The following is a 17,088-nucleotide window of genomic DNA, read 5'->3' as shown; positions in this document are numbered from 1 at the left end:
GGTTCTTCTCTTGCAAAAGCAAGAAAGCAGCCGAGGCTGCTTTCTTGTCCGTTAACGGCTGGGCCCGACCCGGCGAGCCCGCGTCACCTTCAGCGCTTCTGGGTCAACGCCCGGCGCTCGAATTCGACGATGCGCTGGCGATAGTGCTCGATGGTCTGGGCGGTCAGCACGCTGCGCTGGTCGTCCTTGAGTTCGCCATCGAGCTCATGGGCCAGCTTGCGCGCGGCCGCGACCATCACGTCGAAGGCCTGCTTGGGGTGGCGCGGGCCTGGCAGGCCGAGGAAGAAGCTCACGGCCCGGGTGCTGAAGTGGTCGATGTCGTCCAGGTCGAACACGCCCGGCTTGACCGCATTGGCCATCGAGAACAGCACTTCGCCGTTGCCGGCCATGCTTTCGTGGCGATGGAAGATATCCATTTCGCCGAAGCGCAGGCCGCTTTCCAGGATGTTCTGCAACAGCGCAGGGCCCTTGAAGCCGCCCTCGTCCCGGGAAATGACGCTGATCACCAGCACTTCCTCGGCCGGCGGCAGCTCCTTGGCCGGCGCCTGGGAAGACGCCTGGCCGGCAGGGGCCGCCTGGGCCGACACGAAACCGGTGCCACGACGTTCGTCGCTGTAGTCATCGTGATCGTCGACGAACAGCTCCGGCTCACGCAGCTCACGCGGCGCGGCGACCGGGGCGTTGTCGGCCACTTTCTCTTTGCGCTTGGGCGCCTTGACCGGTTTGGGGTCGCGTTCACGCGCCGGCGCGCTCATCGACGGCAGGTCGCTTTCGTCCAGCTCCGGCTCACGCTGCGTGTCCAGCACCCGTGAAGGGCCCAGCACCTCGGCGCCACCTTCTTCTTCGGGCAGGTTGGAGAAGCTGCGGTCCAGACGAAATTTCAATTTACCCTTGCCGCCGCGCATACGGCGCCAGCCATCGAACAGAATGCCGGCGATGACGATGACGCCGATGAGGATCAGCCACTCGCGCAGACCGATTTCCATGTAATTCCGTGCCTCTGTAAAAAAATGTGCTTGGAAACAAAGGCTTCAAAGCCCTTTAACTCGTGGCGCCAACTCGCTGTTCTGGCAGGCGTTTTCCCACGTTTAAAACAGGTGACATAAAGCTAGCACGACCCACGGCAAGTTTCACCGTCTGTCTGACATGTCAGTGGCATTCTTCCCACTTCCGCGTTCCTTCTCGCGCCTCAGGTGTCCACCAGGGCCATCGCCTCTTCCACGTCGACCGCCACCAGCCGCGAACAGCCCGGCTCGTGCATGGTCACCCCCATCAGTTGATCGGCCTTTTCCATAGCGATCTTGTTGTGGGTGATGTAGATGAACTGCACGGTTTCGCTCATCTCCTTCACCAACCGGGCGTAACGTCCCACGTTGGCATCGTCCAGCGGTGCATCGACCTCGTCGAGCATGCAGAACGGCGCCGGGTTGAGCTTGAAGATGGCGAACACCAGTGCCAGCGCGGTCAGGGCCTTCTCGCCACCGGACAGCAGATGGATGGTGCTGTTCTTCTTGCCCGGCGGACGCGCCATGATCGTCACCCCAGTATCGAGTAGATCTTCGCCCGTCAGTTCCAGATAAGCGCTGCCGCCACCGAAAACTTTTGGAAAAAGTGCCTGTAAACCTGCATTTATCAGATCAAAGGTATCCTTGAAGCGGTTACGGGTTTCCTTGTCGATCTTGCGGATGACGTTTTCCAGCGTGTCGAGGGCTTCGACCAGGTCGGCATCCTGGGCATCGAGGTAGCGCTTGCGTTCGGACTGCTGCTGGTATTCGTCGATGGCCGCCAGGTTGATCGCACCCAGGCGCTGGATGCGCGCATCCAGCTGTTCGAGTTCCTGTTCGGTGCCCGACTCGCTGGCCTGTTCGTCCAGGGTATTCAGCACGCCATGCAGGTCGTAGCCGTCGGCCAGCAGCTGTTCTTGCAGGGTCTTGCGGCGCACGTCGAGCCCTTGGCTCTCCAGGCGCAGCTGCTCCAGCTGGCCACGCAGCAGCTGGGCCTGCTGCTCGGCCTGGGTACGGCGCTTCTCGGCATCGCGCAGTTCGCGGTCGGCGTCTTCCAGGTGCAGCCGTGCCAGGCGCATCTCCTCGTCGACGCCCATGCGTTGCTCGAGCAGCGCTTCGAGCTTCAGGCGCAACTCTTCCAGCGGCGCCTCGCCCTCTTCCAGGTTGAGGCTCAGTTGTTCCTGTCGTTCGAGCAGGCGGATGGCCTGCTGCTCCAGGCGCTCCAAGGCCTGATGGGTAGAATCATGCTGGGCCCGCAGCGACCCCACGCGCACGGCGAGCTGGTGCGCATGGTCTTTGTGCTGACGGGCTTCCTGGCGAGCCCGGTCGAGGGTCTCGCGCAGCCCGTCGCGGCGCGCCAACAGCTGCTCACGCTGGTCGGAGTCCTGGGCCATGAGCTCCAGTGCCTCCTGCAGCAGCAACCGGGCCTCGCTCAATTGCTCATGCTCCAGGGCGCGCTGCTCTTGCAGTTCGGTCAATTCTTCCTGCAGGCGCTGGCGCCGCAGCGCCACCTGCTCGGCACGGGCGCGGGCACCCGACAGCCGCGCCTTGGTCTCGCCCAGCTGACGGCTTTCGTCCTGCTGGCGGCGGCGCAGGTGCTCGCGCTGCGCGTCGTGTTCGCGTTGACGCTCGCCCAACGCCTGCAGCTGTTCGTCGAGCTGGTCGAGCTGAGCCTGTTGCTCCACCTGGTGGGCGAGCAGGCGCTCGAGCTCCTGACCCCGCGCCAGCACGCCGCCCTGGGCATCGTCGCCGCGGCTGACCCGCAGGAACTGCCGCCCGACCCAGTAACCGTCGCGGCTGACCAGGCTTTCGTCTTGGGCCAGGCCTGCGCGCTGGGCCAGGGCCTGCTCCAGGCTCTCCACGGGGCGCACCTGGCCCAGCCAGGCCGACAGGTCGACGGCGCTCTCGACCTTGTCGAGCAGGCTGCCGGCCGATGCCGATCCTGGGGCCTGGGTCACCAACAGGCGCAACTCGCCCTGGGCCAAGCTGGCGTAGTCGAGACCGGCGAGATCATCGACCAGCACCGCCTGCAGGTCGGCGCCGAGCACGGTCTCCACCGCCTGCTCCCAGCCCGGCTCGACACGCAGGCCGGTGGCCAGCCGCGGACGCTGGGCCAACCCGGCCTCACGCAGCCACTGCGCGGTCCCGGCACCCGGCTCGAGCGCGGCCTGTTGCAAGGCTTCCAAGGAGGCCACGCGACCGCCCAGGCGCTGCAGCTCGCCCTGCACGCGCTGGCGACGTTCGTTGCCTTCACGCCAGTGCTCGCGCGCCTGCTCGAGTTGCTCGAGCGCCTCCTGCTCGGCCATCTGCAAGCCTTCGATCGTGGCCTCGCCGGCGGCCAGCTGCTCGGCCAGCTCGAGCAAGGCCGCGTCTTGCGGGTCGGCGCCGAGCTGATCGCGCTCCTCGCCGAGCTTGCGCTGGCGTTCGGCGAGGCGTTCGAGCCCCGCTTCGAGCTGTTGCAGGCGTGACTGCTGCACTTCGGCCTGGCGCCGAGGCTCGGCCGAGCGGGCGGTGAAGTCGTCCCACTGCGCCTGCCAGCCCTGCATGCCCTCTTCGGCTTCTTCCAGGGTCGCCGCGCTCTCTTCGGCGGCGGCCAGGGTCAGCTCGCGCTCCGGCTCGAGCATCTCCAGCTCTTCGGCCAGGCTGGTCAGCAGGGCGCGGTCGTGGCCCAGGTGCGATTCGGTCTCCTGGCGCGTGCGCTCGGCTTCCTTGAGGTCGTCCTGCAATTGCCGCAGGCGCTGCTGACCGTGCTGGATGCTCTGCTCGACGCGGGCGATGTCGCCTGCCACCGAATAGAAGCGTGCCTGCACCTGGTTGAAGCGCTCCGACAGCTCGTGATGCCCATCGCGCAACCGCTCGATACTGGCATCGGCACTGCGCTGCTCGGCCACCAGTGCCTCGAACGCCACCTCCTGATCCAGGATCACCGCCTCGCGCTGACGGACCCGTTCATCCAGGGCGCTCCAGCGCAAGGCCGACAGGCTGGCCTTGAGCTGACGCTCACGGGCCTTGTAGTCCTTGTATTTCTCGGCGGCCTGAGCCTGGCGGTGCAGGCGTTCGAGCTGACGTTCCAGCTCTTCACGCAGGTCGGTCAGGCGTGCCAGGTTCTCCTGGGTGCGACGAATGCGGTTCTCGGTCTCGCGGCGGCGCTCCTTGTACTTGGAGATGCCCGCGGCCTCCTCGATGAAGTTGCGCAGCTCCTCGGGCTTGGCCTCGATCAGCTTGGAGATCATGCCCTGCTCGATGATCGAGTAGCTGCGTGGTCCCAGGCCCGTGCCGAGGAAGATGTCGGTGATGTCCCGACGGCGACACTTGGTGCCGTTGAGGTAATAGGTGTTCTGCGCGTCGCGGGTGACCTTGCGGCGGATGGAGATCTCGGCGTAGGCCGCGTACTCGCCCACCAGGGTGTTGTCGCTGTTGTCGAACACCAGTTCGATGCTCGCCTGGCTGACCGGCTTGCGGCTGGTGGAGCCGTTGAAGATGACGTCGGTCATCGACTCGCCGCGCAGGTTCTTCGCCGAGCTTTCGCCCATCACCCAGCGCACGGCGTCGATGATGTTGGACTTGCCGCAGCCATTGGGCCCGACCACGGCGGCCATGTTGCTGGGGAAGTTGACGGTGGTCGGGTCGACGAAGGACTTGAAGCCGGCCAGGCGAATGCATTTCAGGCGCATCGGTCAACCTGCGGCCAAGGCAGCGATGACCAGGTCGCCACTGCGCGTGCAATAGGTCACCAACACCTCGCGGATCCGTGGTGTGTCGCGGCGCAGCACGGCCTCGAGCAGGTCGTCGAACAGCTGGACGAAATCGGCCATGCTCGCCTGGCGCTGCGCGAGCGCCAGGTGGTAGGCGCGACTCATGGCCGGCTGCAGGTTCTCGGCCGTCTCCTGCAGGTACAGGTTGTCGGCGAACGGATAGGCGGCGCGCATCACCGCGAAGCTGTCGGCGACGAACGCCTCGATGTCCCCGCGCGCGCAGGCCTGCACCAGCCGCTGCTGCACCGCCATGAACGGCAGCAGGTCGCTGTCGGTGCGCCAACGGGCGGCCACGGCATTGCCCAGCAGGATGTACAGCTCCCCCATCATGTGGCACAGGCTGCGCACGCTGTGGGCGTCCAGCACGGTCACATGGGCGCCACGGCGTGGCAGGATGGCCACCAGATGCCGGCGCTCGAGGATCAACAGCGCTTCACGCACCGAGCCACGGCTGACGTTCAGGGCCTGGGTGACCTTCTGTTCCTGGATGCGCTCGCCAGGCGCGAGTTCGCCGCGGATGATCCGTTCGGCCAGGTGGCGGGCGATCTGTTCGCAGAGGCTGTCCGGCGCCTTGAACGTCATGGGGGTCCTCAAGGGTCATGGGGCTGGGCGAAGGGGCGCAATTGTAGCGCACTTGATGCCCGGCGGCGCGAGCCGTTGCGGGTCTGGTACGCTTGCCCATGGCCCGCGTCGAACGTGCCCTGTTCCGTCTGAGGACAGGGCCTACGACGCTGCACCTTTTCTGACAGACGAGAGCCGCATGAGCACACCCTGCACCGCCTACCGCGCCGCCATTCTCTACAGCCTGGCCGACCCCAGCGAGGTCGGCCTGGACGCGTCCTACGCCTACTTCGACGATGGCCTGCTGGTGGTCGAGGACGGCCGGATCACCGCCGTCGGCCCGGCGACCGAGCTGTTGCCGACCCTGGCGCCAGACACCGAGGTGGTCACCCACACCGATGCGCTGATCACCCCCGGCTTCATCGACACCCATATCCATTTCCCGCAGACCGGCATGATCGGCTCCTATGGCGAACAGCTGCTCGACTGGCTCGAGACCTACACCTTCCCCTGCGAGCGCCAGTTCGCCGACAAGACCCACGCCGACCAGGTCGCCCAGCTGTTCCTCGGCGAACTGCTGCGTAACGGCACCACCACGGCCCTGGTATTCGGCAGCGTGCACCCCGAGTCGGTGGACGCCCTGTTCGAGGCGGCCGAACGCCTCGACCTGCGGCTGATCGCCGGCAAGGTGATGATGGACCGCAACGCCCCGGACTACCTGACCGACACGGCCGACAGCAGCTACCAGGACAGCAAGGCGCTGATCGAGCGCTGGCACGGCAAGGGTCGCCTGCACTATGCCGTGACCCCGCGCTTCGCGCCCACCAGCACGCCCGAGCAACTGACCGCCGCTGGCCGCCTGCTCGAGGAACATCCTGGGGTGTACCTGCACACGCACCTGTCCGAGAACCTCAAGGAAATCGACTGGGTCAAGGCGCTGTACCCCGAGCGCAGCGGCTACCTGGACGTCTACGACCACTACCGGCTGCTCGGCGAGCGCTCGGTGTTCGCCCATGGCGTGCACCTGTGCGACGCCGAATGCCAGCGCCTGGCCGAGACCGGCTCGGCCGTGGCCTTCTGCCCGACCTCGAACCTGTTCCTTGGCAGCGGTCTGTTCAACCTGCCCCAGGCCGAGCGCTTCGGTGTACGCGTGGGCCTGGGCACCGACGTGGGGGCCGGTACCAGCTTCTCGCTGCTGGCGACCCTGAACGAGGCCTACAAGGTGATGCAGTTGCAGGACGTGCGCCTGCACCCGTTCAAGTCACTGTACCTGGCGACCCTCGGTGGCGCGCGCGCCCTGCGCCTGGAAGAGCGCATCGGCAGCCTGGCGCCAGGGCACGACGCGGACTTCGTGGTGCTGGACTACAAGGCCACGCCGCTGCTCGACTACCGCCTGCAGCAGTCGCGCAGCATCGAGGAGACGCTGTTCGTGCTGACGACGCTGGGAGATGACCGGGTGGTGCGGGAGACCTACGCTGCCGGGCGGTGCGTGCACAAGCGGTAATCACGCGCAACGTCCATGCGGATCGAGCGGCCGGGCGAGTGACAATTTTGTCAGTTGTCCGGGCGCAAGGGACGGCTCACAGTGCACACTCTGCTGCTGGAGAGCGTATCCATGATGACCACTCAGCTTTTCTATCGCGCCGAGCACCTCAGTGAGCTTTTGAAGGGTAACGGGCACGTGCACCTGATGCGGCACCGAGGCTCATTGCTTTCCCAGTACTCGCACGCACAGGCCAACGGGCTGTTCAAGGTTGACCTGCAGAACTCCGTGCATGCCATAGTCTCGACGCAGACGACGCAGCACATGACCTATACGCCGTATGGTCATGTCTCCTCGTGTTCGCCACCGTCGATGGTCGGCTTTACGGGGATGTTGTTCGACGCGGCCCTCGAAGGCTTTTTGTTGGGCAATGGACACAGAGCTTATCGACCTGCACTACGGCGCTTTCTCAGTGCAGACGTGTTGAGCCCCTTCGGCGCAGGTGGCATCAATGCGTATGCGTACTGTGCGAACGACCCTGTCAATCATCAAGACCCCAGCGGCAGGGTACGGGTATTCAATACCTCCCTGGTACGCCCACTGGTCAAGACCCTCATAGCCAGCACGTCCAAGATCTCAGTGCCAATTACCCTCAAGAAAAAAGCGTACATCGCCACGCAACTGGAAGACGCTCGGCAGGCGCTCTTCTACAAGCGACAACCTGCCCTTCACATGTCCCCCGAGCGACAGGTGCTTGATGCTGCGTTTTCCGCCTACCCGGTCGAGCGCCTGGAACCCTTCCCTCGGTCCGTCCAGTACGTCAACACGAACCTGGCCTCTCACGGCAACAGCAGGATTTCGATGGAGGGCAGCCGCCACTACGCTGCCCTTGTCGCCCAGGTACAGGCAGACGAGCGGAGTAACAGCAGTGCTCATCTGTCGGCGGCTTACTCGTGGCTCTCGAGAGGTGAAGCGACCGGCTTTGTGTTCAATGTCGGAGGTGCTTTGGTCACGGGCGCGCACGACCATAGAAATCGGGTCTTAGGGATACGAAGCGGACACTGACATCGTCACTCTCGTCACCGCCCACTTCAAACGTTTGGAAAAACAGCCGAACTTGATCGATCGCTCAAGTTATCGACGTCAACTTCCATGATCGAACGCTTGAGCTTCACTCGACAACTCAGTAACCTGCGCGCCCTTCGAGCAGCCTGGCTTGCAGACGCGCCGTGCTGGCGCTCGAAACCTTCGACACCCCGCATCCTGTCGCATGCCAAGCTTCGGCCGTCCTCCGCCTGAGTGCTTGGACAGGCGCCTGCGTGCACACCCTAACGACACGGCCGCCAACGCCGACACTGACACCCGGAGCTTCCTTCGCAATGCGTATCTTCCAGAGTCTGGTACTGGCCGCTGGCCTGCTGACCACCGGCACCAGCCTTGCTGGCGACCTGCTGCAGTGGCAGGGCAACAGCCTTACCTACCTGTACGGCCACGACTTCAAGGTCAACCCTGAGATCCAGCAGACCTTCACCTTCGAGCATGCCGATGCCTGGAAGTACGGCGACAACTTCGTGTTCGTCGACCGCATCTTCTACAACGGCAAGAAGGATTCGGGTAATGGCCGCAGCACGCTGTACGGCGAGATCACCCCGCGCCTGTCGTTCAACAAGATCTTCGACCAACAGCTCGCGTTCGGCCCGGTCAAGGACGTGCTGCTGGCGATGACCTACGAGTTCGGCGAAGGCGACGTCGAGTCGTACCTGATCGGCCCCGGCTTCGACCTTGCGGTACCGGGCTTCGACTGGTTCCAGGTCAATTTCTACCACCGCACCACCGATGGCAGCCGTCCGGGTGACAACGTCTGGCAAATCACCCCGGTCTGGTCCTACACGATTCCCGTCGGCCGCTCGGACGTGCTGATCGACGGCTACATGGACTGGGTGGTCGACAACGACGTGAACCGCCGTGGCACCTATCAGGCCAACCTGCACTTCAACCCGCAGATCAAGTACGACCTGGGCAAGGCATTGAAGCTGGGTGAGAAGCAGCTGTACGTAGGGTTCGAGTACGATTACTGGAAGAACAAGTACGGGATCAAGGACAGCAGCGCTTTCGAGACCGACCAGAACACCGCCAGCTTGCTGGTCAAGGTGCAGTTCTAAGACGTCCGCCCGGCGCCGCGTTGTCGCACAGAGCACATGGCGATAGCTGGCAGGCTCAGAGGCCTTATCGCCGATCGATTTCTGCAGCCGCTCACGCCCGCCGCGGTGGTACAGACAATCGCGGCCCATGTGGGAGATTTATGGTTCCTGCCACGTGCAGATATAGGCCCTGCGGGCCCAATCGCGGCACAGGGGCCCACAGGAGAGCCCGCCCCCACAAAGGCTTGCGCTCAACGCGCTGCGCGTCCACGCACCCAGGACACACCGCCAACCGCCACCGCTGCCAGGAAGCCCGACACGATCCCCACCACGCCAAACAGCCCCATCTTGACGACCGCGCCCCAGCTTCCACTGTTCGCGACCACGTGCTCGACGGCATGCTCCAGCGGAACAATGCCCTCGCCCACGAACGTTCCGCCGACCAGGAACATGGCGATCGTCCCGATCCAGGACAGGGCCTTCATCAGCAGGGGTGCCGCCGACACCAGGATCTGCCCGCCCTTCCTGACCACCCTGCCCCACAGGCCTTGCGCCTTGGATTTGGCGAGCGCGAACCCGGCATCATCGAGCCGAACGATGCCTGCCACCACGCCATACACGCCCACGGTCATCGCCACCGCGATCACGATCAAGGTCAGGATCTGCTGATACAGCGGGGCGTCGGCCACGACGTTCAGGGTGATGACGATGATCTCGGCGCTCAGGATGAAATCGGTCTTGATGGCGCCTTTGATCTTGCGCTTCTCGTACTCGGCGAGCGCTTCGGGGGTTCGCGGGACGGCCTTCTTTTTCGCCTCCTGCGCACCTGACGCCTTGCGTGAAAACTTGTCCTTTATCGCCTCATAGCCTTCGTAGCAGAGATAGACACCCCCCGCCATGAGCAACCACTTGACGGCTGCAGGGAGAAAGGCGCTGAGCAGGAGCGCACAGGGCACCAGGATCGCCTTGTTCTTGAGCGAGCCCTTGAACACGGCCCAGACCACGGGCAATTCGCGATCGGCCTTCATGCCCGTGACCTGTTCGGCATTCACGGCCAGGTCGTCACTCAGGACACTGGCCGTCTTTTTTGCTGCGACCTTGCTCATCAGGGAGATGTCATCCAGAAGCGCTGCGATGTCATCCAGTAACGCAAAAAAACTGCTGCCCGCCATGTCATTTCATCCTTAGTCGATTCTTGTCGCTTCGTGCTTCCTGGAAGACCGGGTATACGGATGGCCCGATGGGAACAGCACGATGCTCGACAAGATGGCGTTCAGACCTACCGTGGGCGAAACAGTTCTGCTCAGGCGTTCAGGCACTCGAAGGTCTTGTCATGAGCGCCTATGCTTCGAAGCACCTCCATGGCCAGGCGTCGCTTCTGCTTGCTCGGCAGCGCATCCACGCACAGGCCCTTTCTACGCTGCCGCCCCTCGCTGGGCAGGAAGACGAACACGATGCGCATTGCCGCCAACCTGACCTTGCTCTTTACCGAAGTGGATTTTCTGTCCCGTTTCGAAGCCGCCGCCAAGGCCGGGTTCGACGGTGTCGAATGCCAGTTCCCTTACGCCTTCGACGCCGAACAGATGCGTGAACGGCTGGACCGTCATGGCCTGCCAATGGTGCTGTTCAACCTGCCGGCGGGGGATTGGGCACGCGGGGAACGCGGCATCGCCTGTCACCCGGACCGTATCGAGGAGTTCCGCGCCGGGGTGCACACGGCCATCACCTACGCCAAGGTGCTGGGGACCAAGCAGGTCAACTGCCTGGCAGGGGTAAGGCCAGCGAACCTGGACGACGCGCTGGTGCAGCGTACTTTCGTCGATAACCTGCGCTACGCGGCAGATGCGCTGCAGGATGCTGAAATGACGCTGCTTATGGAAATGATCAATACCCGTGACGTGCCGGGGTTCTACCTCAACCACACGGCCCAGGCCCTGGCGATCCAGGCCGAGGTCGGCAGTGCCAGCCTGTTGTTGCAGTACGACCTTTATCACATGCAGATCATGGAAGGTGACCTGGCCCACACACTTCAGACCCACCTGGACCATATCGGCCATGTCCAGCTGGCCGATACGCCGGGACGCCACGAACCGGGCACTGGAGAGATCAATTACCGTTTTCTGTTCAAACACCTGGCGCGGATCGGCTATCAAGGATGGATCGGTGCGGAGTACCAGCCACGAGGTCACACCCATGATGGGCTGGGGTGGCTGACCAGCGCACCGACCCTGCGTCTGAACCCTTGAAGAACCTCAACGAAGCAACGGATGCGACCCTGGGCTCGGCTCGACCCGATCGATTTGAACTGTTCGGTGAGCCTGCCGTATGCCACATCGCTTATGGTTTTCCAGGCCAGCACGATGGTCGTGCTTGTCGAAAGAACCTGTTTGGGCGCTTGCCCTGGTGTTTTCACTGGAATGGACAATATCGCTGTTCCTGAGGCAGGAGCCGTCGTTACATTGCCTATCACAACCTGGACAGCCCTGGGCGTGGGAACGTTGACTTCGACGCCCTTGGTGCTCATGGTCAGCGTGCTTCCGGGCAATTCGCTGAACAGGGCGCCCAAAGGAATCCGCACGTCCACCCCTTTATCATGACTGGCCCCCGACCGTGTTGATGAGTCTAGAGCGTCATGGAACCTTCACGCCCACGAAACTGACATTTCTATCGGTTTTGCAGGTTTGAAACGCTTGTCACGGACCTTGCTCCACTTCTAGCCTTGCCGTTCTGCCTTTGGAACCTGTGCTTTCATGTCCTCCTCACCCTCCCTGCGCGAACGCCTCTACATCGTCGTCTTCCAGAACGACAACACCGCTGGCCGCCGTTTCGACAAGGCCTTGCTGCTGCTCATCCTCGCCAGCCTGGTCACGGTCATCCTCGACAGCATCGATTCGGTGCACCGCAACTACGCCCATGTGCTGGCCGGTATCGAGTGGGGCTTCACCACGGTCTTCCTGCTCGAGTACCTGACGCGCCTGTACTGCTCGCCCAAGCCGCTGCGCTATGCCTTCAGCTTCTACGGCCTGGTCGACCTGCTGGCGATCGTGCCGGGCATCCTCGCGTTGTACTACAGCGATGCGCAGTACCTGCTGATCATCCGCGTGATCCGCATGCTGCGAATCTTCCGCATCCTCAAGCTCAGCCCCTACCTCAACCAGGCCAACTACCTGCTCACCGCCCTGCACGGCAGCAAGCAAAAGATCATCGTGTTCCTGGTCAGCGTCTCGACCCTGGTGACGGTGTTCGGCACCCTGATGTACGTGATCGAAGGCCCGGAACACGGGTTCACCAGCATTCCCAAGGGTATCTACTGGGCCATCGTGACGCTGACCACAGTGGGCTTCGGCGACATTGTCCCGACCACGCCGCTGGGTCAGGTGCTGTCGTCGCTGGTGATGATCACCGGTTACTCGATCATCGCCGTGCCCACCGGGATCTTCACGGCGGAATTGGCCAGCGCCATGCGTCCGGGGCAACTGGTGCACGACTGCCCGAGCTGCGCCAAGTCGCAGCATGAAAGCAGCGCCGCCTTCTGCGCGCGTTGCGGCAGCGCGCTGTTTCGCAAGACCGAATAAGCACAGCACGTTTCGGTCTTTATAAGGGCGATGGCCAACCGCTATAGTCGCGGACCCTCGCCCTTCTCTCTCGAACAAGGAACGCGTCGTGAAAAGACTCTTCAGCGCTTCGTTGCTGGCCGCCGGCCTCGCACTCGGCAACCTGGCCCAGGCTGCCCCTACCCTGCTCAACGTTTCCTACGACGTGATGCGTGATTTCTACAAGGACTACAACCCAGCGTTCCAGAAACACTGGGAGGCCGAGCACCAGGAGAAGGCCAACGTGCAGATGTCCTTCGGCGGCTCGAGCAAGCAGGCCCGCGCGGTCATCGACGGCCTGCCGGCGGACGTGATCACCATGAACATGGCCACCGATATCAATGCGCTGGTCGACCATGGCAAGCTCATCCCGGACGACTGGGTGACCCGCTTGCCGAACCACAGCGCGCCGTTCACCTCGGCCACGGTGTTCATCGTGCGCAAGGGCAACCCCAAGGCGCTCAAGGACTGGCCGGACCTGCTCAAGGACGGCGTCCAGGTGATCGTGCCCAACCCCAAGACCTCGGGCAACGGCCGCTACACCTACCTGTCGGCCTGGGGCTACGTGCTCAAGACCGGCGGCGATGACGCCAAGGCCCGCGACTTCGTCGGCAAGCTGTTCAAGCAGGCGCCAGTGCTCGACACCGGCGGGCGGGCGGCGACCACCACGTTCATGACCAACCAGATCGGCGACGTGCTGGTGACGTTCGAGAACGAGGCCGAGATGATCGCCCGCGAGTTCGGTCGCGATCAGTTCGAGGTGGTGTACCCGAGCGTGTCCGCCGAAGCCGAACCACCGGTGAGCGTGGTCGACAAGGTGGTGGACAAGAAAGGCACCCGGGCGCTGGCCGAGGAATACCTGAAGTACCTATGGTCGCCGGCCGCGCAGGAGATCGCCGCGCAGAACTACCTGCGTCCACGCGATGCGACGGTGCTGGCCAAGTACACCGACCGCTTCCCGAAGGTGGACTTTTTGTCGGTGGAAAAGACCTTCGGTGACTGGCGCACGGTGCAGAAGACCCACTTCAACGACGGTGGCGTGTTCGACCAGATCTACGGCGGGCAGTAAGGCGAAGTCGAGGAAGCGCTCTTGGGTCATGAGGTCATTGCCACGGCAACCAGGGCTTTTCCTGCGGCCCCTGGCGGGCCCGATCGCGGCACTGGGGCCGCTCCCACATGGACCGTGATCGCCTGTACCACTGCGGCGGGTGAGCGGCCCCTGCCGGGGCGCCGGACCGGCCGCGATCGGGCCTGCCAGGGGCCGCAGAACCTGGCACCGCGCTGGCCGCGTTCACTGCAGTACAGGACTCTCCTGCTGACCACTCGAGATGAATCGGCCTGCTCGCTCATCGAACTTTCTCACCCCTCAAGCCCTCAGTTCCTTGGATAACCCGTCCCCGCACTGGTCCAAGGAGTCCTCCCGTGCCGCGTTCACTCATCACTCTGCTGTTCGGTCTCTTGCTGAGCACGCGCCTGCTGGCCGCCGAACCGGCCCCTGCCGAGGAACCGGCACCGGTCGTTCAGGGCGGGTTGCTGGGCGCGCTGGCCGATGGCCTGGACACCGCCGCCGACGACCTCGACCTGGATGCGCACCTGGTGGATGCCTGGCGTTTACGCACCGACCGCGCGGCCAAGGAAGTGGAACGCCTGGTCAACCGTCACGCCGGCAACGATGGGCTCGGTCTGGTCGGTGACTTCCTGCTCATCACGCTGGCCTGGGTGGCCAGCTTCGCCGTCCTGACCGGCATCGGCCGCTGGCTGTTCCAGCGCAGCCGTCGCCGCGCCTGGCTGGCCAAGCGCCCGCGCATCGAAGGCTTGCTGAGCTACCTGCTGCCCTTCACCCTGCCCGCGCTGGCCAGCCTGCCGCTGACCCTGTACGCCAGTCGCTTCCTGGACCCGTCGGTCGCGCGTGCCTCGGGCTTGAGCCTGGCCTATGCGACCAGCAGCGGGCTGTTCTCCACGTCCATCGTGCTGTGCCTGATCGTCCTGTTCGACGCCGGCCACAAGCGGGCCGCCGTCGGCGTGATCCGTCGGCTGACACCGCGTCCGCTGTTCATGATCGGCTTCCTGGCCGCCTGGAGCGACGCGCTGACCAGCCCGCAGATCGCCCGCCAGCTCGGCACCAACCTCACCAGCAGCATCGCCGTGTGCACGGGCCTGGTCGCCACACTGATCTTCGCCGGCCTGGTGATCCGCCTGCGCCGGCCGGTGGCTCACCTGATCCGCAACCGCGACCTCAAGGACCGTCTGCAGCACCGCGCCGTGCAGGAAACGCTACGCATATTCTCCACCGTCTGGTACCTGCCGATCCTGCTGATGATCCTGGTGTCGGCAGTGCACCTGATCGGTGCTGGCGAAGAAAGCCAGCGCGCGCTGCAAAACGCTCTGCTGACCACGGTACTGCTGGTGGGCACGGTGTTCCTCAGCACGGTCCTGCAGCATGTGTTCGCCCCGCGGGCGCCCGACCTGAATGCACGCGCACGGCCCTACAAGGAACTGTTGCGCAGCCTGGCCCATGCCGTGCTGAGGATCGTCATGGCCGTGGCGTTCATCGAATTGCTCGGGCGCATCTGGGGCGTCTCGGTCATCGATTTCGCCCTCAGCAATAGCCTGGGGCGGGCGATCAGCGACTCCTTGAGCAGCATCGGCCTGATCCTGCTGGTGACCTGGCTGCTCTGGGTGGTGCTCGACACCGCCATCCAGGAAGCGCTCAAACCGGCCGTGGGGCGCCGCGCCTCGCGTCAGCCGAGCACGCGGGTGCGGACCATCCTGCCGATGCTGCGCAACGCCATCAAGATCATCCTGGTGGTGATCTGCACCATCACCACCATGGCCAACCTGGGCATCAACGTCGCGCCTCTGCTGGCCGGTGCCGGCGTGGTCGGGCTGGCCATCGGCTTCGGTTCGCAGCAGCTGGTGCAGGACGTGATCACCGGGCTGTTCATCCTGATCGAGGACACCATCGCCATCGGCGACTGGGTGGTGCTGGACTCGGGACACGCCGGCACGGTCGAGAGCCTGACCATCCGCACCCTGCGGTTGCGCGATGGCAAGGGCTTCGTGCATTCGGTGCCGTTCGGCCAGATCAAGGCGGTCACCAACCAGTCGCGGCAGTTCGCCTATGCGTTCTTCTCGGTGCAGTTCACCTACGACAGCGACGTGGACAAGGCCCTGGAACTGATCCACGAAGTGGGCCAGTCGATCAGCGAGGACCCGCTGCTGAAGATCAACCTGCAAGGCCCGTTGCAGGTCTTCGGCGTGGACCGCATGGACCTCAACGGCTTCGTGCTGACCGCGCAGTTCCGGACCATTTCCGGTGGGCAGTACACGGTCAGCCGCGCCTTCAACGAACGCCTGAAAAAGCGCGTGGACCAGACCGGCGACGTCAGCTTCGCCCAGCTCTACCCACTGCCTCCTGCGCTGCGCGGGGAGGCGGTGCAGGGTTGAGTGTCCTGCGCTTCAGCTCTGAAAGACCAGCGCCTTGAGCCCGCCCTGGGGATCGGCGTCCGGAAACTCCGGCGGGTTGTCCAGACGTTCGACGAAGCGCAGCGTCGGCGCGTGTTCGGCCATGCCTTCGATGAGAAAGTCCTGGCCGATGCCCGGATCGTTGACGCAGGCCAGCACGGTCCCGCCGTCGCTCAGCAACTCCGGCAGCCGGCGCAGGACCTTGGCATAGTCCTGGGTCAGCACGAAGCTGCCGCGCTGGAACGTGGGGGGGTCGATGATGATCAGGTCATAGGGCCCGTACTTGCGGACCTTGCCCCAGGACTTGAACAGGTCGTGGCCCAGGTAGGCGACCTTCGAAGCGTCATGGCCGTTGAGACGGTGGTTCTCCCGACCCCGTGCCAGGGCCGACTTGGCCATGTCCAGGTTGACCACCTGCTCGGCGCCGCCGGCGATGGCCGCCACGGAAAACCCACAGGTGTAGGCGAACAGGTTGAGCACCCGCCGCCCGGCGGACCGCTCGCGCACCCAGCGCCGGCCCAGGCGCATGTCGAGAAACAGCCCGCTGTTCTGCCGTACACCCAGGTCCAGCAGGTAGCGCAGGCCGTCTTCCACCACCTCGCGTTGTGGCTGAGGCTCACCCAGCAGCCAGTGCCCGGGGCTGTCCGGCAGGTAGCGGTGCTGGATCAGAATGGCCTGACCCGTCCACACCGGCTGTTCGGCCAGGCGCAGGAGCATGGTCTGAAGGGCCTCGAGCTGGCCGGGCGGCGGCTCACGGAACAGGCCCACCAGCAGCACGCCCTGCAGCCAGTCGACGGTGATCTGCTCCAGGTCGGGCCAGCAGCGGCCACGGCCGTGGAACAGGCGGCGAGTTTCGTTCGGTGCGGGGTCGAGGGCAGCGAGCAGGTGCTGCTCGAGGGTGTGGATAACGGAAGGCATGGCGGGGTCGCGGCTGAGAAAAGGGGTGCATTCTAGCAAGGCTGAAGGAAGTGGAACGGTACGCGAGCGATTGTCTTTTGTGCTCCAGGCTCCTATGGAGCGGGCTTGCCCGCGCTAGCAGTGGTAGCACCGGCCCATGACCGACAGGCTGAACACTGGCCTGTCAGC

Annotated in this window: 13 protein-coding genes; 7 read left to right on the top strand and 6 right to left on the bottom strand. The window is 64.3% G+C overall.

Annotated features, from left to right (window positions below):
- Positions 1-89: 89 nt before the first annotated feature.
- The 3 genes from zipA to G7007_RS06910 form a co-directional block, all read right to left on the bottom strand.
- The gene (gene zipA, locus G7007_RS06920) at positions 90-986 is read right to left on the bottom strand and encodes a cell division protein ZipA (protein ID WP_181100252.1); all 897 of its coding nucleotides are present in this window, start codon (positions 984-986) and stop codon (positions 90-92) included.
- 203 nt (positions 987-1,189) lie between these two features.
- Positions 1,190-4,678 carry a chromosome segregation protein SMC gene (gene smc, locus G7007_RS06915; RefSeq protein WP_181100251.1) on the bottom strand — a complete coding sequence of 1,163 codons (3,489 nt, stop codon included), beginning with the start codon at positions 4,676-4,678 and terminating at the stop codon, positions 1,190-1,192.
- Positions 4,679-4,681: 3 nt separating this feature from the next.
- Positions 4,682-5,341 (bottom strand): GntR family transcriptional regulator, encoded by a 660-nt coding sequence (locus G7007_RS06910; protein WP_181100250.1) that lies wholly within the window; start codon positions 5,339-5,341, stop codon positions 4,682-4,684.
- A 178-nt stretch (positions 5,342-5,519) separates the two neighbouring features.
- Here G7007_RS06910 and guaD point away from each other — a divergent pair, with 178 nt between their 5' ends.
- The 3 genes from guaD to G7007_RS06895 all read left to right on the top strand — a co-directional run bounded on the left by guaD (position 5,520) and on the right by G7007_RS06895 (position 8,965).
- Complete coding sequence (gene guaD, locus G7007_RS06905) at positions 5,520-6,824, top strand: guanine deaminase (protein ID WP_181100249.1); 1,305 nt, start codon at positions 5,520-5,522, stop codon at positions 6,822-6,824.
- 111 nt (positions 6,825-6,935) lie between these two features.
- Positions 6,936-7,868: an RHS repeat-associated core domain-containing protein gene (locus G7007_RS06900; RefSeq protein ID WP_181100248.1), complete on the top strand. Its 933-nt coding sequence runs from the start codon at positions 6,936-6,938 to the stop codon at positions 7,866-7,868.
- Between the two features lie 314 nt (positions 7,869-8,182).
- Positions 8,183-8,965, top strand: a complete 783-nt coding sequence (locus tag G7007_RS06895; protein ID WP_181100246.1) for an outer membrane protein OmpK — start codon at positions 8,183-8,185, stop codon at positions 8,963-8,965.
- A 230-nt stretch (positions 8,966-9,195) separates the two neighbouring features.
- Here the strand turns inward: G7007_RS06895 and G7007_RS06890 are convergent, their stop codons facing one another.
- Positions 9,196-10,116, bottom strand: a complete 921-nt coding sequence (locus G7007_RS06890; protein ID WP_181100244.1) for a DUF808 domain-containing protein — start codon at positions 10,114-10,116, stop codon at positions 9,196-9,198.
- Positions 10,117-10,247: 131 nt separating this feature from the next.
- Positions 10,248-10,406 carry a hypothetical protein gene (locus G7007_RS06885; protein WP_181100242.1) on the bottom strand — a complete coding sequence of 53 codons (159 nt, stop codon included), beginning with the start codon at positions 10,404-10,406 and terminating at the stop codon, positions 10,248-10,250.
- Between G7007_RS06885 and hyi the strand changes: the two genes are divergently transcribed.
- The 4 genes from hyi to G7007_RS06865 all read left to right on the top strand — a co-directional run bounded on the left by hyi (position 10,399) and on the right by G7007_RS06865 (position 15,984).
- Positions 10,399-11,190 carry a hydroxypyruvate isomerase gene (gene hyi / locus G7007_RS06880; RefSeq protein WP_181100240.1) on the top strand — a complete coding sequence of 264 codons (792 nt, stop codon included), beginning with the start codon at positions 10,399-10,401 and terminating at the stop codon, positions 11,188-11,190. The two genes, G7007_RS06885 and hyi, sit on opposite strands and share 8 nt — an antisense overlap.
- A gap of 504 nt (positions 11,191-11,694) precedes the next feature.
- A complete protein-coding gene (locus G7007_RS06875; RefSeq protein ID WP_181100238.1) occupies positions 11,695-12,519 on the top strand; it encodes an ion transporter in 825 nt (274 codons plus the stop codon).
- An 88-nt stretch (positions 12,520-12,607) separates the two neighbouring features.
- Positions 12,608-13,606, top strand: coding sequence for a sulfate ABC transporter substrate-binding protein (locus G7007_RS06870; RefSeq protein ID WP_181100236.1), 999 nt, complete (start codon positions 12,608-12,610; stop codon positions 13,604-13,606).
- 353 nt (positions 13,607-13,959) lie between these two features.
- Positions 13,960-15,984: a mechanosensitive ion channel family protein gene (locus G7007_RS06865; protein ID WP_181100234.1), complete on the top strand. Its 2,025-nt coding sequence runs from the start codon at positions 13,960-13,962 to the stop codon at positions 15,982-15,984.
- 12 nt (positions 15,985-15,996) lie between these two features.
- Here the strand turns inward: G7007_RS06865 and G7007_RS06860 are convergent, their stop codons facing one another.
- The gene (locus G7007_RS06860) at positions 15,997-16,920 is read right to left on the bottom strand and encodes a class I SAM-dependent methyltransferase (protein ID WP_181100232.1); all 924 of its coding nucleotides are present in this window, start codon (positions 16,918-16,920) and stop codon (positions 15,997-15,999) included.
- Positions 16,921-17,088 lie beyond the last annotated feature (168 nt).

The organism is Pseudomonas entomophila (genome assembly GCF_013523125.1).
In the GTDB taxonomy this organism is placed as follows: domain Bacteria; phylum Pseudomonadota; class Gammaproteobacteria; order Pseudomonadales; family Pseudomonadaceae; genus Aquipseudomonas; species Aquipseudomonas entomophila_B.
Note: the sequence above shows the minus strand (reverse complement) of the source record. Positions and strands in the feature narration are given on the sequence as shown.